Annotated in this window: 14 protein-coding genes; 8 read left to right on the forward strand and 6 right to left on the reverse strand. The window is 57.9% G+C overall.

What is annotated here, in order from left to right; all coding sequences use genetic code 11:
- Positions 1-59: 59 nt before the first annotated feature.
- The 3 genes from fecA (at position 60) to PSCI_RS03815 (ending at position 3,708) form a co-directional block, all read left to right on the forward strand.
- Positions 60-2,408, forward strand: a complete 2,349-nt coding sequence (gene fecA / locus PSCI_RS03805; protein WP_045483022.1) for a TonB-dependent Fe(3+) dicitrate receptor FecA — start codon at positions 60-62, stop codon at positions 2,406-2,408.
- A gap of 264 nt (positions 2,409-2,672) precedes the next feature.
- On the forward strand, positions 2,673-3,098 hold the full coding sequence (locus tag PSCI_RS03810) for an HPF/RaiA family ribosome-associated protein (RefSeq protein WP_045483025.1): 426 nt from the start codon (positions 2,673-2,675) through the stop codon (positions 3,096-3,098).
- A 265-nt stretch (positions 3,099-3,363) separates the two neighbouring features.
- Positions 3,364-3,708 (forward strand): DUF3509 domain-containing protein, encoded by a 345-nt coding sequence (locus tag PSCI_RS03815; RefSeq protein ID WP_045493773.1) that lies wholly within the window; start codon positions 3,364-3,366, stop codon positions 3,706-3,708.
- A 63-nt stretch (positions 3,709-3,771) separates the two neighbouring features.
- On the opposite strand, the gene PSCI_RS03820 is transcribed toward PSCI_RS03815, so the two are convergent.
- Positions 3,772-4,245, reverse strand: coding sequence for a phosphate-starvation-inducible protein PsiE (locus PSCI_RS03820; RefSeq protein WP_045483028.1), 474 nt, complete (start codon positions 4,243-4,245; stop codon positions 3,772-3,774).
- 238 nt (positions 4,246-4,483) lie between these two features.
- Here PSCI_RS03820 and PSCI_RS03825 point away from each other — a divergent pair, with 238 nt between their 5' ends.
- Positions 4,484-4,747 (forward strand): YebG family protein, encoded by a 264-nt coding sequence (locus PSCI_RS03825; RefSeq protein ID WP_045483031.1) that lies wholly within the window; start codon positions 4,484-4,486, stop codon positions 4,745-4,747.
- Positions 4,748-4,811: 64 nt separating this feature from the next.
- Here PSCI_RS03825 and PSCI_RS03830 read toward each other — a convergent pair whose 3' ends face one another.
- Genes PSCI_RS03830 through pdhA form a run of 3 tightly spaced genes read right to left on the reverse strand, consistent with a single transcriptional unit; the run spans position 4,812 to position 8,010 of the window.
- Complete coding sequence (locus PSCI_RS03830; RefSeq protein ID WP_045483034.1) at positions 4,812-5,915, reverse strand: dihydrolipoamide acetyltransferase family protein; 1,104 nt, start codon at positions 5,913-5,915, stop codon at positions 4,812-4,814.
- Positions 5,916-5,933: 18 nt separating this feature from the next.
- On the reverse strand, positions 5,934-6,920 hold the full coding sequence (locus tag PSCI_RS03835; RefSeq protein ID WP_045483037.1) for an alpha-ketoacid dehydrogenase subunit beta: 987 nt from the start codon (positions 6,918-6,920) through the stop codon (positions 5,934-5,936).
- Positions 6,913-8,010 (reverse strand): pyruvate dehydrogenase (acetyl-transferring) E1 component subunit alpha, encoded by a 1,098-nt coding sequence (pdhA, locus tag PSCI_RS03840; protein ID WP_045483040.1) that lies wholly within the window; start codon positions 8,008-8,010, stop codon positions 6,913-6,915. The genes PSCI_RS03835 and pdhA overlap by 8 nt, the downstream gene beginning before the upstream one ends.
- A 346-nt stretch (positions 8,011-8,356) precedes the next feature.
- Between pdhA and PSCI_RS03845 the strand changes: the two genes are divergently transcribed.
- Positions 8,357-9,157, forward strand: coding sequence for a SirB1 family protein (locus PSCI_RS03845; protein ID WP_045483042.1), 801 nt, complete (start codon positions 8,357-8,359; stop codon positions 9,155-9,157).
- Here PSCI_RS03845 and PSCI_RS03850 read toward each other — a convergent pair.
- Entirely contained in the window at positions 9,154-9,717 is a 564-nt protein-coding gene (locus PSCI_RS03850; protein ID WP_045483044.1) for a hypothetical protein, read from the reverse strand. The two genes, PSCI_RS03845 and PSCI_RS03850, sit on opposite strands and share 4 nt — an antisense overlap.
- Positions 9,718-10,070: 353 nt before the next feature.
- Between PSCI_RS03850 and PSCI_RS03855 the strand changes: the two genes are divergently transcribed.
- Entirely contained in the window at positions 10,071-10,514 is a 444-nt protein-coding gene (locus PSCI_RS03855; protein ID WP_045483046.1) for a hypothetical protein, read from the forward strand.
- A gap of 96 nt (positions 10,515-10,610) precedes the next feature.
- A complete protein-coding gene (locus PSCI_RS28150; protein ID WP_144403189.1) occupies positions 10,611-12,221 on the forward strand; it encodes a hypothetical protein in 1,611 nt (536 codons plus the stop codon).
- Between the two features lie 19 nt (positions 12,222-12,240).
- On the opposite strand, the gene PSCI_RS03865 is transcribed toward PSCI_RS28150, so the two are convergent.
- A complete protein-coding gene (locus PSCI_RS03865; protein WP_045483048.1) occupies positions 12,241-12,693 on the reverse strand; it encodes a flavodoxin in 453 nt (150 codons plus the stop codon).
- Positions 12,694-12,950: 257 nt separating this feature from the next.
- Between PSCI_RS03865 and PSCI_RS03870 the strand changes: the two genes are divergently transcribed.
- A complete protein-coding gene (locus PSCI_RS03870) occupies positions 12,951-13,556 on the forward strand; it encodes a hypothetical protein (RefSeq protein ID WP_045483051.1) in 606 nt (201 codons plus the stop codon).
- Positions 13,557-13,666 lie beyond the last annotated feature (110 nt).

Raw genomic sequence — 13,666 nt, forward strand, 5'->3', positions numbered from 1 at the left:
CCGGCTCGCGTGACAGACAGGGAAAGCACCACTCAATCCTCATCAAAAGGACACCCCGAATGTCTGCCCGCCCTGCCCCTTTGCACCCATTGGTACGCACCCTGCGCCACGTCATCTTTGGTGCCAGCCTGGCGCTGACCGGTGTGTTGCCGGCCTACGCCGAAGCACCCGCCAAGACTTACCACATCGCCGCCAGCGAACTGGAAAGTGCGCTGAATCAGTTTGGCCGTGAGTCCGGCGTGCTGATTTCCTATGGCTCGCAATTGACCAATGGCCTGCGCAGTCAGGGCCTGCAAGGCCAGTACACACCGCAACAGGGGCTGGCCGCGTTGCTGCAAGGCACCGGCCTGCAAGCCCAGGCCGATGGCCAGGGCGGTTTCACCCTGCAAGCGGCCAGCCCGGCAGTCAGCGGCCCGATCGAACTGGGCGCGTCGAGCATCGTCGGCGACTGGTTGGGCGAAGCCAAACAAGACAACGTTTTCGAGCATGCCGGTGCCCGTGATGTGATCCGCCGTGAGGAATTTGAGCGCAGCGGTGCCAGCAGTGCCCGCGAAGTGCTCAACCGCATTCCCGGCGTCAACGCCCCGGAGAACAATGGCACCGGCAGCCACGATATGGCGCTGAACTTCGGCATTCGTGGTCTCAACCCGCGCCTGGCGGCACGCTCCACGGTATTGATGGATGGCATCCCGGTGCCGTTCGCGCCCTATGGCCAGCCGCAGTTGTCGCTGGCACCGGTCAGCCTCGGCAACATGGACGCGGTGGACGTGGTGCGTGGCGGCGGCGCGGTGCGCTATGGCCCGCAGAACGTCGGCGGGATCGTCAACTTTGTGACCCGTGCGATCCCCGATGAGCCGACCGTCAAAGCCAGCGTGCAGACCCAGGTCAGCCCGTCGTCCAGCCAGGACGGCTTGAAAACCACCGGCAACCTGCTGGCCGGTGGCACCGCTGAAAACGGCCTGGGGGGCGCGATTCTGTACTCCGGCGTGCGCGGCAGCGACTGGCGCGAGCACAGCGATACGCAGATCGACGACCTGATCCTCAAGGGCAAGTACCAGATCGATGAGGCCAACAGCCTCAACGCCATGGCCCAGTACTACGAAGGTGAAGCCGACATGCCCGGTGGCCTGAGCACGGCGGCCTACAAGGAAGATCCGTACCAGTCGACACGCCTGAAAGACAAGTTCTGGGGCCGCCGCACGCTGGTGAACTTCGGTTACCGCTATGAGCAAGACGCCCGGGTATTCACTGCCAATACGTTCTTCACCAAGACCCTGCGCAGTGGCTATCTCGACCAGGCTTCGTTCGTCTCGCTGTCGCCGCGCGAGTATTGGGTGCGCGGCCTGGAAACCCGCTTCTCACAAGGTTTCGCACTGGGCGAAAGCTGGCATGAAGTCGGTGTGGGCTATCGCTATGTCAACGAAGCGGGCCATGAGTTGCGCTTTCGCGAACCGGTGACCGGCGCCCTGCCGACCACCGCCAGCCGCAACGACCGTGATACCCGCGGCGCCACCGAAGCCAATGCGTTCTACATCGACGACCGTATCGACATCGGCAAATGGACCATCACGCCGGGCATCCGCTACGAGATGATCGACACCGCGCAGACGAACAAGCTGACCAGCGTCAAATACCAGGGCGATTACAATACCGCGCTGCCGGCCCTGAACGTGGTGTATCACGTCACTGACGAGTGGAACCTGTATGCCAACACCGAAGGCTCGTTCGGCAGCGTGCAGTACAGCCAGATGCCCAACCGGGTCGCCGGTGGCGAAGTCAAACCCGAGAAAGCCCGCACCTGGGAGCTGGGCACGCGTTACGACAATGGCCCTCTGCGGGCCGAGATCGGCGTGTTCCTGATCAACTTCGACAACCAGTACGAGAGCAACCAGACCAACGACAGCGTGATCGCCCGCGGCGAAACCCGTCATCAAGGTATCGAGACCAGCGTCAACTACGCGCTCGACGCGCTCAACCCGGCGCTGGCCGGCTTCGACGTCTACGCCAGCTACGCCTATGTTGACGCGACCATCCGCGAAGACGGGCCGAACAAGGGCAATCGTGTGCCGTTCTCGTCCAAACACAAAGGTACGCTGGGCCTGAGCTATACCGAAGGTCCATGGAAGCTCAATCTCGACAGCGCGTTCCAGAGCGACCAATTCGCTGACAACGCCAATACCTCAGCCGAAAGCGCCGACGGCAGCACCGGACGGATTCCGGGTTACATGCTGTTCAGCACCCGCGCCGCCTATGATTTTGGCCCGAAACTGTCTGACCTGAACGTGGCAGTAGGGGTGAAGAACATCTTCAACCGCGAGTACTACACCCGCTCGTTCGACGACAACAACAAGGGCAAATACGTGGGCGAACCACGCACGATTTACCTGCAGACTTCAGTGGCATTCTGACGCAGCTCGTCTCCAGGCGCAGGAGCGGCTTTAGCCGCGAATTTAGGTTTTTTTGCCGAATTTAGCGGCTGAATCCGCTCCTGTGGAGACAGATCTTAAGCCATATGAATTTTTTGCAGCGAAATATTTCTTCCACACAGGGGCTTGAAATATGAATCGATTAGCGCCAACACTGTGATTGAGCGCGGCCGAAATGTGACTGATTGCTCAGGAGCAAACGTGCCGCCTCGCTCAAGCACGAGTTAGCCCTAGTAAGGATCGACTATGCAAATCCAGGTCAATAGCGACAACCACATCGAAAGCAGTGTCCGACTGGAGAGTTGGGTTCGTTCTACCCTTGAAAGCACGCTCGAACGCTACGACGATTACCTCACTCGCGTTGAAGTCCATCTGCGCGATGAAAACGGCGACAAATCCGGCCCTGATGACATTCGCTGCCAGATCGAAGCTCGCCCCAAAGGCCATCAGCCTATTTCCGTGACCAGCAAAGCCGGCTCTGTCGATCAGGCCGTTGAAAGTGCTGCGACCAAACTCGACAGTGCCCTGGAGCATCTGATCGGCAAATTGCGTGACAAACACCGTAGCGCTGCGCAAAACGGATTCCCGCTGGCATCTGAAAACACCGATGCTCTGTTGCAGGAAGAATTCCTCGAAAAAGAACAGGAAAAAGAAGCCGAAAAACTGGTCTGATCAATTCACCGAGCAGCCAGAAGCGGGCCCGCAAGGCCCGCTTTTTTGTGCCTGCGATTTACCGGCACCGTTGGTCGCAACTGGCTTGAAGCATGCATGCTGTTACGTCGTCTGCGGCATCAAACCGGTCGCTCATGTGCCACTGCATCATGAACATTACCGCTACCTTGCCATGACGGCCAATTGCTGACCGCTTATCCGTCGCTGAGAACCAAAGGATATGAGCCCGGTCAACTTATGCAGAATCCATGAGCAGGTACCGATGATGGACACCCCCGACAATCCCTTTCAGTTGATCACTGACACGTTTGCCCCGCAGTACCGGGTGAACCTCAGCATTCAAGGGCTGGATGGCAGCATCATGCTGACCCTGTCGAACGAGTCTGGCGTGGTCGCCAAGCGGCTGATCAGCCCGCAGCAGCGCAATGAACCCAAACGCCTGCAGCGGCTGATAGAAAGCGTGCAATTCGGCATTGCCATCGAACAGGGCCACAGCGCCGTGACTCTCCTTGAAGCCATGACCGACCAGGACCGCCTCAAGCAACTTGCAGCGCCAGCTCCACAGCGCAACTGGCTGAGCAACCGCCCAAGCCTGGCGGTCGGCGTCTGAAACCATGCTCCATAACAAAGCCCGCTGCTCCAACAGCGGGCTTTTGCTAAAGGTGATCGTGCCTCACTTCTCCGTCACGTTATCGCCCACCTCTTCTCCCGAGGCATCGATCGCCTTGCTCGACGGGAATTGATAGGACGCATAACGCACCGCCAGCACCGACAGCGCCAGGAAGAAAATACCGCCACACAGGTACAACAGACCGATGTCCGGCGCCTTGTGGTGGGACACGTCGCCAATCAGGTAGCGGGTCAGCGCGGTGATGGCGATGTACAGCAGAAAGCGGATTGGCAGGTGGTTGGTCTTGAAGTAAATCCCGACCATCGCCCCCAGCTCCAGATAGATGAACAGCAGCAGGATGTCATCGACACTGGCGTGGCGTTTGTCGACCATGTCCATGAACGCCATGATCGAAGCCCATGCCGTCACGGCGCCAATGGCAAACAGACCGAGATAGTGAAACCCCTCCACCAGCAGGTTGCCGATGGAGTTGGCACCATCGTGCATACGTTTACGGCTGTTGTTCGCCCATTTCATGCTCTGTTTCCTTAAAAACCAATCACAGTGTTGGCGCGGGCTTTGTAAAGCAGGAACAAGGCCATATCCAGTCCTTTGGGCGCGGTCAGTTGTCGCAAGGCAAAGCTTTGCCTATAAAAAGTGGTGTCTGGAAAAGAATGCACGGGCCACTTTCCACAAACGCAAAGATGGCTTATTCTTACCACTGTATAAAAATACAGTTAACCCATATCTGTCTGGAAGGCTTGTGAGGTGGTGAATGGCCGTCGAAGTGGTATACCGCAGCAGCCGAGATCTGGAGCGCCTGTTCATGGATAAAGCCGAAGCTGATCGTCATGACAAGATGCTCGAACTCGCCGAGTTGCTGGCAACAGTGTTGAGCAAAGCCGTACCTTCGCTGAGCGAAGATCAGGTAGAAGAGGCCGGTATCTACATGGCCAAGAACCGTGATGTATTCGCCCGCGCCTTCAAGAGCCAGCCGGACGCCTTGAACGAGCTGTTCAATGATGCCGAATCCGAGTGACGGTTTGGCGACACGGTTGATCCGTCAGCGTCACACTGGCTGACGGATCAACTGGCCATGGCCGTTACTCAGGCTGCTCCAGAGCCTGCACCAGCGCTTTGAAGAACCGCGCGGCCTCGCCGCCAGTCACTGCCCGGTGATCGAAAGACAGCGATAACGGCAGGATTGGATGAATCACCACAGCCCCGTCAACCGCCACCGGTTCATCACGAATGCCACCGGCGCCGAGTATCGCCACCTGTGGCGGCACCACGACCGGGTTGGCGTAGCGGCCGAACAAGGTGCCGAAGTTCGACAGGGTGATGGTCGCGCCCATCATTTCCTGAGGCGGAATAGAGCGCGCCTTGACGTCTGCACGCAACCGGCTCAGCCCCTCCTTAAGGTCATCCGCCTGGCGATTGCCCACATCACGCAACACCGGCACGAACAAGCCATCCGGCGTGTCCACGGCAATGCCCAGGTCCAGATGCTCGTGCTGGCGAATCGACAATGACTTGCCATCGAACCAACTGTTGAGCACCGGCTCGACCTTGCACGCCTCAGCCATGGCCTTGCCCAGCCGCACCAACGGGTCACGGGCCTTGTCCCAGCGATGCAGGTCAGCATCGGCATACAGGGTCACTGGCACCACTTCAGCATGCGAGCGAGCCATATTGATCGCCATGCTGCGCCGTACGCCGCGCAGCTTCTGGCCACCAAAGCGGTCACGCTCGGCCTGGGCGGCGCGTTCAACATCGGCGCGGCTGATCAGCCCGTCGCCACCAGTACCTGTCAGGCTGGCCAGTTCTACCCCCAATTGCCGGGCCAGTTGGCGGACTGCCGGCGTGGCGCGGGTGGCCAGGTGTTCACGGGTAGAGGGCGCCGCGCCGACAAAGAATTGATCCTCAAGGCTGCCACCGGCTTCAAGCTTGCCCACCACCGTACCGTTATCGCCCTCGCCTTCAAAGCCGATCAACGGTTCGCCCACATGCAGAATGTCGCCATCGCCACCAAACAGTTTACCTACCACGCCGTCATAGGGCGCCGGAATGTCCACCAGCGCCTTGGCAGTCTCAACCGATACCAGCAACTGGTCAGCCTTTACGCTATCGCCCACCTTGACGTGCCACTGCACCACTTCGGCTTCTTGTAAACCTTCGCCCAGATCGGGCAGTTTGAAAAATTTCATCGCAAACCTCCTCGGGTCTCAGGCGTATTCCAGCGCGGTGTCACAGGCGTGAAGAATGTCCTCGACACCAGGCATGTACAGCTGTTCCAGCCGGTACAGCGGCGGCGGGATGTCCGGGGCGGTGACGCGCTGGATCGGCGCATGCAGGTCGAGCAAGGCCCGTTCGTAAAGGCTGGCGGCGATCTCGGCGCCGACCCCGCAGGAACGCGGCGCCTCGTGAACAATCACACAGCGGCCAGTCTTGCGCACCGATGCTTCCAGAGTGTCGAGGTCCAGTGGCTTGATGCACGCCACATCAATGACTTCCGCCGACACCCCGCGCTCGGCCAGCGCCTGGGCGGCCTGCAGGGTCTCATGCACACTGGCGCCCCAACTCACCAGGGTGATATCGCTGCCCTCACGCAGGGTGAAGCAAGTGTCCAGAGGCAGGCGTTTGCCGTCATCGACCAGTGCTTGCGGGTTCATGCGATAGAGCCGGGTCGGCTCCAGGAAAATCACCGGGTCCGGGTCGTCGATAGCGGCCAGCAGCAGCCCGTAAGCGCGAGCCGGCGAAGAAGGAATCACCACGCGTAGACCGGGAATGTGCGCAAACAGCGCCTCGGTGCTTTCACTATGGTGTTCCGGGGCACGAATACCCGCGCCCATTGGCGCACGCAGCACCATCGGGCAGGTCAGCCGGCCACGGGTACGGTTGCGCAGCCGGCTGGCATGGGACACCAGATGTTCCATGGCCGCATAGATAAAGCCCAGAAACTGGATTTCCAGCACCGGCTTGAGGCCCTGCGCCGCCATGCCCACGGCCAGACCGCCAAGCATGGTTTCGGCCAGCGGCGAGTCGATCACGCGCTTGAAGCCAAAGCTCTCGCGCAGCCCTTGTGTGGCACGGAACACCCCGCCATTGACCCCGACATCTTCGCCCAGCACCACAATGTTTTCGTCTTCTGACATGGCCCGGTGCAAGGCCAGGTTGACCGCTTCGAGCAAGGTGATTTTTTCATTACTCATGGTGTTCGCCTCCGCCACGCCGTGCGACCCGCTCCAGGAACCACTCACGCTGCTCGGCCAAGGCTGCCGGCCAGCGGGCATAGACGTGGTCCATCGCCGAAATGGCAGGTTGCAGCTCATGCGCCTCATAAGCATTGACCGCCTCCTGGATCAGCGCCTGGCACTCGCTGACCAGCGCCTGCTCACGGCCTTCGTCCCAGATGCCCTGGACGGCCATGAAACTCTGCAGACGCTTGATCGGCTCTTCGTTCCAGGCCTGGCGCACTTCATCAGCCGAACGGTAACGGGTGGCATCGTCGGCCGTGGTGTGGTCACCCAACCGATAACTCAGGCATTCCAGCACCACCGGGCCCTTGCCCTTGCGCGCCCGGTCGAGCGCCACCTGCATACGGTCGTAGACCGCGAGGATGTCGTTGCCATCGACCTGTTCACCCTGAAAGCCGGCGCCTATGGCCTTTTGCGCCAGGGTCGGTGCGCCGCACTGAATGCGCCGCGGCACAGAAATCGCCCACTGGTTGTTATTGATCACGAACACCACCGGCAACTGCCAAGCGCCAGCCACATTAAGCGCTTCTAGAAAGTCGCCCTTGCTGGTCGCGCCGTCACCACAGGTGGTGACCGCCACTCGATGCTCGCCACGCACCTTGAAGGCGCTGGCCACGCCACAGGCATGCAGCGCCTGGGTCGCAATCGGCACGCACAGCGGAAAGTCCTGGGCGACGCTGGGCTCGGCGTAGGCGCTACCGCGCTCGTCACCGCCCCAATACAGCAAAATCTCATCCATGCGCACCCCGCGCATCAGTTGCACGGCGGTGTCGCGGTAGTAAGGCACCAGCACGTCTTCGCCGCGCATCAGGCTGCCAATGGCCACGCCGATGGCTTCCTGACCAAGACACGGGGCAAAGGTGCCGATCCGGCCAGTGCGTTGCAAAGCGATGGTTTTCTGATCGAACAGCCGGGTCAGGACCATCTGCCGATAGAGGCGGGTCAGCAGATTGAAGTCGTCAGCCCAGGCGGGTAAAGGGGCAGTCAGTTGGCCGTCGGGGGCCAGGTAGCGGGTGTACGCCAGCTCACTCTTGTTATTGGACATTGCCTACTCCAGACACGCAGGTCATGCGTGATAGTCGTGGTTCGCGGCTTGTGGCTGCATGGAACCGTCGACAGCACCGGGTAATGGCGCCAGCCGACACTCATAAGGTGTTATGCCAAGGCCTGAGTGCTGCGCGCTTGGGAATCGGCATAGACCTATGTCAATCGTAGTCCGGTTCGGAAAATATGCGCGCTGGTGCTTGCGTCGAGATCCGCACGAGGCCTGATTCAGCGCACAACTTTTGAAAGCATTTAAACGCCGTGCTGAATGCATCTGGCGCTGGACGAATATTGACCAGAGGACTAAAACAGAGGCGTGTCTGCAAACAATCACTGGGGGAACGGTCATGACGCCACGCCAACACTGCCTGAGGTGTTTGCAACGGACCCCGCCTGCGGTGTTCGAAGCCGCGCTATGGATCGGCGCCGAACACGACCCGACGTTTCTTCCCGACCATATCAATGACGATATGGATCATCTGCTGCACGACATCAGCGTTGCATTGCCGGCGTTGCCGGCGGCAGAACTTGCCCAGCCACTGCTGCGTGAAATGAGCCATCTGGGCTTTCAGCGTGACGAATGGAACCCGCCCAAAGCCGAGTCTGCCCTGCTGCACCGGATCATCCAGCGGCGTCGCGGTCAGCCCTTGGGTATCGCCCTGATCGCAATGGAAATCGCACGACGCTTGAACATCGAGCTCGAAGGGGTGAATTTTCCCGGACACTTCCTGCTGCGCGTGCCGGGTGCCGATCATGTACTCGACCCATGCAATGGCCGACGCCTGTATCCCAAAGATTGCCGTGAGCTGCTGGTCCGCCAGTTCGGCCCGGACATGCCGCTGCGCGCCGAACACATGATGCGCGCCAGCCCTTTGAGCCTGTTACAGCGCATGTCACGCAACCTGCGTCACCTGCATCAGATCAACGACGACTTTCTGGCCTCGCTGATGGATGCCAACCGGATCATGGAACTGGGCCAGGCGACCAGCAGCGACCACATGGCCCGCGCCAGCCTGTACCAGACCCTCGACTGTCCGCAGGCGGAACGCTTCGACCTCGAGCATGCCCTGCTGCTGAGCGAAGACCCGTTGCAACGCCTGCGGCTGACCGAGCGTCTGAGCCAGCTGCCGGCCAGCCGCCTGCATTAAGGCGCCGTGGCATTGCGCGTCACCGGCCTCGTGCCGTTGCGCTCCTGTGCCTTGATCTTGACCATCTCCGGGCTATCGCCGGACTCGGCAAACACCCGCAGGTTCTGGACGATGTGAATGGTGCGGATGTAATCGGGCAACAGCGCCTCGGCATAGCGATCACCCCAGAGTGTTTTCTCCTTCATCTCGACGATGCGCTGGGCCAGAAACTCCAGAGCATTGATCGGCTGATCGGCATTGATCACCTTGCCATTCTTGTCGAACTCCGCCCCGGCGCGGCTCATCAGGTCGGCAGTCAGGTTGTCGATCAGCCCGAACTTGTACAACACCATGCCGGCTTTGCTGAGCTCTTTGGGAGTGATCTGTTCAGGATTGAAGTCCTTGAACAACGGCTTCATTCGTTGCCGCTCCATGGCCGGGGTATTGAGTGCAATCGCGTTTTCACCGATTTCACGTAGTACCTGTCGGGCCTGTTCAGAAGAAGCGACGGGGGCGGTTTCGCGTGCCTTGGGCGTTCTGATCTCGACTTGCGGCATTTCACCCCATATGGAACTCACCATGAGAGCACTCCTGATCGCTAAAAGGATTCTCCTGTTCTATCGGCGCTTAGTACTTTTCGTGAACGCCACTTTTAAAATCAAGACCGTACGTACAGCCCCGCCAGAAACTTCCCACGCAAAAACCCAGCCCACAATAAAAACCACCTGAACACGAAGCATGCCAAGTCTTTTGATAAGCACTGCACAACATCTAAAATCGAAGAATATTCCTACTAAATCTTCAGAGAGCGGACTACAACATTTTTTCGGAGAATATGTTTAAAGATAAATTATCTCTCGACGCAAATAATTGCGTTGATCTATCCCCCGCCCACTGATGGGCCTGCAGCGCGAATAAAAACAAGGCATAAAAAATGAAAAAAGCACTGTTCATCACATTGATTCTCGCATCGACTTACGGCCACGCCGCCCAAGACCGCATTGAAAAAGTCGCCAATCCCGGACAAATCAACATTGTAAAGGACGGTAGTAGCGTCTCTCTCTTTTACATTCGGGTTTCAGACTTCCCGAAAGGAGTCGGAAGCAAGCCCAAAAAACTGAGCAAGATCGAGTGGCACACAACTCATTACCCGGAAAACCTGAATGAAAAGGTCGAGCTTTGCTATTACCCACACGGCAGTACAACGGTAGAACTCTGTGAAAATATTAGCCCCAATGCCTCTGACCATACCGAAATCTTCAACCAGCATGTCTTTGACTACTACTCTCGAGCAATGATCAGGCACAAGATAAAGGGAGGAAAAAAACCTGGGCGACCTGCCGGACAAGACAAAATTGTTTTCCATTATACCTATTGACTCACCCCGAGGCCCGGTAGCTTTACCGGGCTTCATTCACAAGTAGTGCCACCAAAAATCTCACAAGGGTGCTCCCTTCATCAATGAGTAATCACAATGATAAGAATCAATGGCGATACCTCATCCGTCACCCGAACAACATCGCAGCCAGTGCCCACAAGCTCTGATACCGGAAATATAGAGAAATTCGAACGCTCGCCCCATGAATCAAATACTTTCTCAAGTCTCGCCCAACAACTGAGTGCAGCGGCCACGCACGCTTTAAACCGAGAGAGTCGCCTCACAAACGATGAGGTAAAAGCCGAATCTCATCGTTTAGTTTTACAACTTACTGACCGTAATGACCAAGGCCACCAAACCAGATCAGTGGACGGGATGACTGCCACACTATCGGAGCAAGCGCGTCGAGCAGTAAATTTTCTTGCCGGCAAAGGCAGTAATCCGTTTCAGGGTCTACCCAACAGCAGCCTGACACTGATTATCTGGGACGACAGCCAGACGTTCAGCCTGAGTGAGCGCAAGGCTGCCTGGCAAGAATACAAAGCGTTGCAAGGTGCGCAGCAGCAAACGTTCGTGCGCGCGGCACAAATGGAACTGAGCGTACACGGCCGGATTGGTGACACGACACGCCAGGCGCAGAATCACTTCAGACAACTGTCGGCCATGGCGCAAGCACAATACCCGGAAGATTATGCCCAGCGTCTGGAGTCGATTGGCAGTCAGAAGAACCTTTCAGATAAGCTTGAGCACGATAAGACGGACACTGGCCGCTTAATCGAGCAGATGTTCACATCAGACCGTTCTGAGCCAAAAACAACTGAAATCTCAGCGACCGTGGTTACATCTGGAAAGTCAGCTAATGCGCAGCAAAAAACTGGCTATCAAACGTTGATATTGCGTCTGTATGGCAATTTTGAACATCCATTGATCGAGCCCGGCCAGCGCAGAAGCGAAGTCAATATGCGGCGTGGCACCTATGACTTTCTGACCAAAGAAGATCGTACCCTAGTAGCCGATATGTATGAGTACAGTCAGCGACAAGGCGTCGATCTAAAGTTTGTCGATGACTTGGCCTATGACCTCGCGGAGTATCGACAGTTGGACAATGGCCGGGTTTTGATCAACCAGAATCACATTAACAAATTTGATCGTGATGGGTATCGGATTTCATTCAGCCACAACAAAGAAAATGCTCTGACAATCAAAAACATCCTGAACAGCACTCATTTCAAAAGCACTCGTCTTGATAAGGGTTTTCTAAAATTCGCATTTGATCCCGGCTTCCAGCCTTACAGCAACGGCAGTGATCTGCAGTTCATGGCACAGATGATCAACCACTTTTCAGCGCAAGGCACTGAACATGACCAGCTCGATCGCCGTTTCGAGAAATATGATCGGGATACGCGTATCAAAGACAAGATCGTACACAGGTCCAGCACCGTTCAGCGCCAACCGTTACCGGAGCCCGACTACGCCCATAACAACGGCGTCTGGACCATCACGCCCAAAGGCAAAGCCGCCGGCTACGTCATGGATCCGCTGACCGGCACTCCCATGCTGGCCAAGCCGAGTGCCAACGCCGAGAGCAAGCCCGGCCATGTTCTAGACGGCTTTTTCGACACCGCAAGCAACAAGCGCAGCCTGCTGACCCCCTTCAACCTGTGGTTCATGAAATACAAACTGCAGGGCCGGGTACGCAGGCCCTGAGTCTGGAGCAGGCCCGCCGTCAGGCGAGTTTGCCAATCAGCTCAGCCAGCCAAGGCTCGGCGTCGGTGTCCGGGGTGACGCTCTCACTGGCATCCAGGCGCAGCATAGGCTGCACCTCATTGACGCCCAGCTCGCCGAACAACTCGCGCAGTTGTTCGCCACCGCCACAGAACGTGTCATCGTAGGCGCTGTCACCCAGCGCGATCACTGCGCCCGGCAGGCCGCGCAGGCTGGCGGGCAGTTCATCGCGCAGCTGGTAGTACAGATCCTGGATATTGTCGGGCAGTTCACCCATGCCGGTGGTGGAGGTCACCGCTAACAACGCCTGAGGGGCAAAGCCCAGCAGTTCGGCCTGGGTCAGGCGCGAATTGAGCAGCACTTCGTGGCCGGCACTGCGCAGCAGGCCGCTGGCATGCCGGGCAACGTCTTCTGCTGCGCCGAAGACAGAACCGCAAAGGATGGCAATTTTCATAAGTAGTCCCATGACCCGGTAAAAATTCAGGCATTATGCACCATCACGTCGGCCTGTTTGTTCAGCCAGGATGCAAAGCATGACTTGCCGACTTTAATGATGAGCACCGGGCCTGCGTTCTGACGTACGGTCAGCCCCCTCAAAACCATGTGATCCGGGCCTGAGACAGAATCGCCGGTGCTTTACGACCAACGGTATGAACATTACCGGGAATCAATGGTCTCCTTACACAATTGCGGACTCGTCCGAGCTTCGATATGAACCCTGACGCCTTACTGACGCAGGATGAACTGGATTTCATCCTGGACATGCAGCACAACCCGAAACTCAATGTGCGTGACAACACGCGCAATTTGATGATGAACGGTGGTGCCCAGATTCAGGAACTGTTGGCGCGCTTGGCGGCGAGCGAGCAGGTGACCATCCAGGCGCAGTTCAATAACCAGCAGATGACCTTCCCGCTTCATCTTGTGGAAGACGAGTTCCATGCCTTGCACCTTGAGCTGGGCACGCCGAGTATCTACGAAGAAGGCCCGCAGATTCGCCCATGGCGTCTGATATTGCCCAAACCACAGCCGCTGGAAACCGAGGATGGTGCGCTGACGGCCCTGTGGATACACGAAATATCCTTTAAAGGCGTATTACTGGAGCAGCGCCGCCCCGGTGATTTCCCCCAGCGTTTTTCAGCCTGGTTCGCCCCTGATGATTACGAGCCGATACCGTTGCGCGGCCGTTTCGAACGCCTGACCGAAAATGGCATGGCAGCCTATCGGCTGAGCCAGAGCAATCCGTTGCATGCCGAGCGCCTGCGCCAGTACATGCTTCATGAGCATCGCAAGGCCAATCCCGACCTGCACGCCTGAACATACCTTGGGCGCGAACTCAGCCGACCCAAACTCCCTCTGGATTGTTTTGCAAATTCAGGAATAATCCTTGCTTGCTTTCAAGCGAAGCCGTCGCGGTTCCACCACCC

Origin of the sequence: Pseudomonas sp. StFLB209 (assembly GCF_000829415.1) — a bacterium.
Taxonomy (GTDB): domain Bacteria; phylum Pseudomonadota; class Gammaproteobacteria; order Pseudomonadales; family Pseudomonadaceae; genus Aquipseudomonas.

Excerpts from the sequence above, each read along its gene's own strand:
- fecA (WP_045483022.1), top strand. The coding sequence starts at position 60 with ATGTCTGCCCGCCCTGCCCCTTTGCACCCATTGGTACGCACCCTGCGC.
- PSCI_RS03810 (WP_045483025.1), top strand. The coding sequence starts at position 2,673 with ATGCAAATCCAGGTCAATAGCGACAACCACATCGAAAGCAGTGTCCGA.
- PSCI_RS03815 (WP_045493773.1), top strand. The coding sequence starts at position 3,364 with ATGGACACCCCCGACAATCCCTTTCAGTTGATCACTGACACGTTTGCC.
- PSCI_RS03820 (WP_045483028.1), bottom strand. The coding sequence starts at position 4,245 with ATGAAATGGGCGAACAACAGCCGTAAACGTATGCACGATGGTGCCAAC.
- PSCI_RS03825 (WP_045483031.1), top strand. The coding sequence starts at position 4,484 with ATGGCCGTCGAAGTGGTATACCGCAGCAGCCGAGATCTGGAGCGCCTG.
- PSCI_RS03830 (WP_045483034.1), bottom strand. The coding sequence starts at position 5,915 with ATGAAATTTTTCAAACTGCCCGATCTGGGCGAAGGTTTACAAGAAGCC.
- PSCI_RS03835 (WP_045483037.1), bottom strand. The coding sequence starts at position 6,920 with ATGAGTAATGAAAAAATCACCTTGCTCGAAGCGGTCAACCTGGCCTTG.
- pdhA (WP_045483040.1), bottom strand. The coding sequence starts at position 8,010 with ATGTCCAATAACAAGAGTGAGCTGGCGTACACCCGCTACCTGGCCCCC.
- PSCI_RS03845 (WP_045483042.1), top strand. The coding sequence starts at position 8,357 with ATGACGCCACGCCAACACTGCCTGAGGTGTTTGCAACGGACCCCGCCT.
- PSCI_RS03850 (WP_045483044.1), bottom strand. The coding sequence starts at position 9,717 with ATGGTGAGTTCCATATGGGGTGAAATGCCGCAAGTCGAGATCAGAACG.
- PSCI_RS03855 (WP_045483046.1), top strand. The coding sequence starts at position 10,071 with ATGAAAAAAGCACTGTTCATCACATTGATTCTCGCATCGACTTACGGC.
- PSCI_RS28150 (WP_144403189.1), top strand. The coding sequence starts at position 10,611 with ATGATAAGAATCAATGGCGATACCTCATCCGTCACCCGAACAACATCG.
- PSCI_RS03865 (WP_045483048.1), bottom strand. The coding sequence starts at position 12,693 with ATGAAAATTGCCATCCTTTGCGGTTCTGTCTTCGGCGCAGCAGAAGAC.
- PSCI_RS03870 (WP_045483051.1), top strand. The coding sequence starts at position 12,951 with ATGAACCCTGACGCCTTACTGACGCAGGATGAACTGGATTTCATCCTG.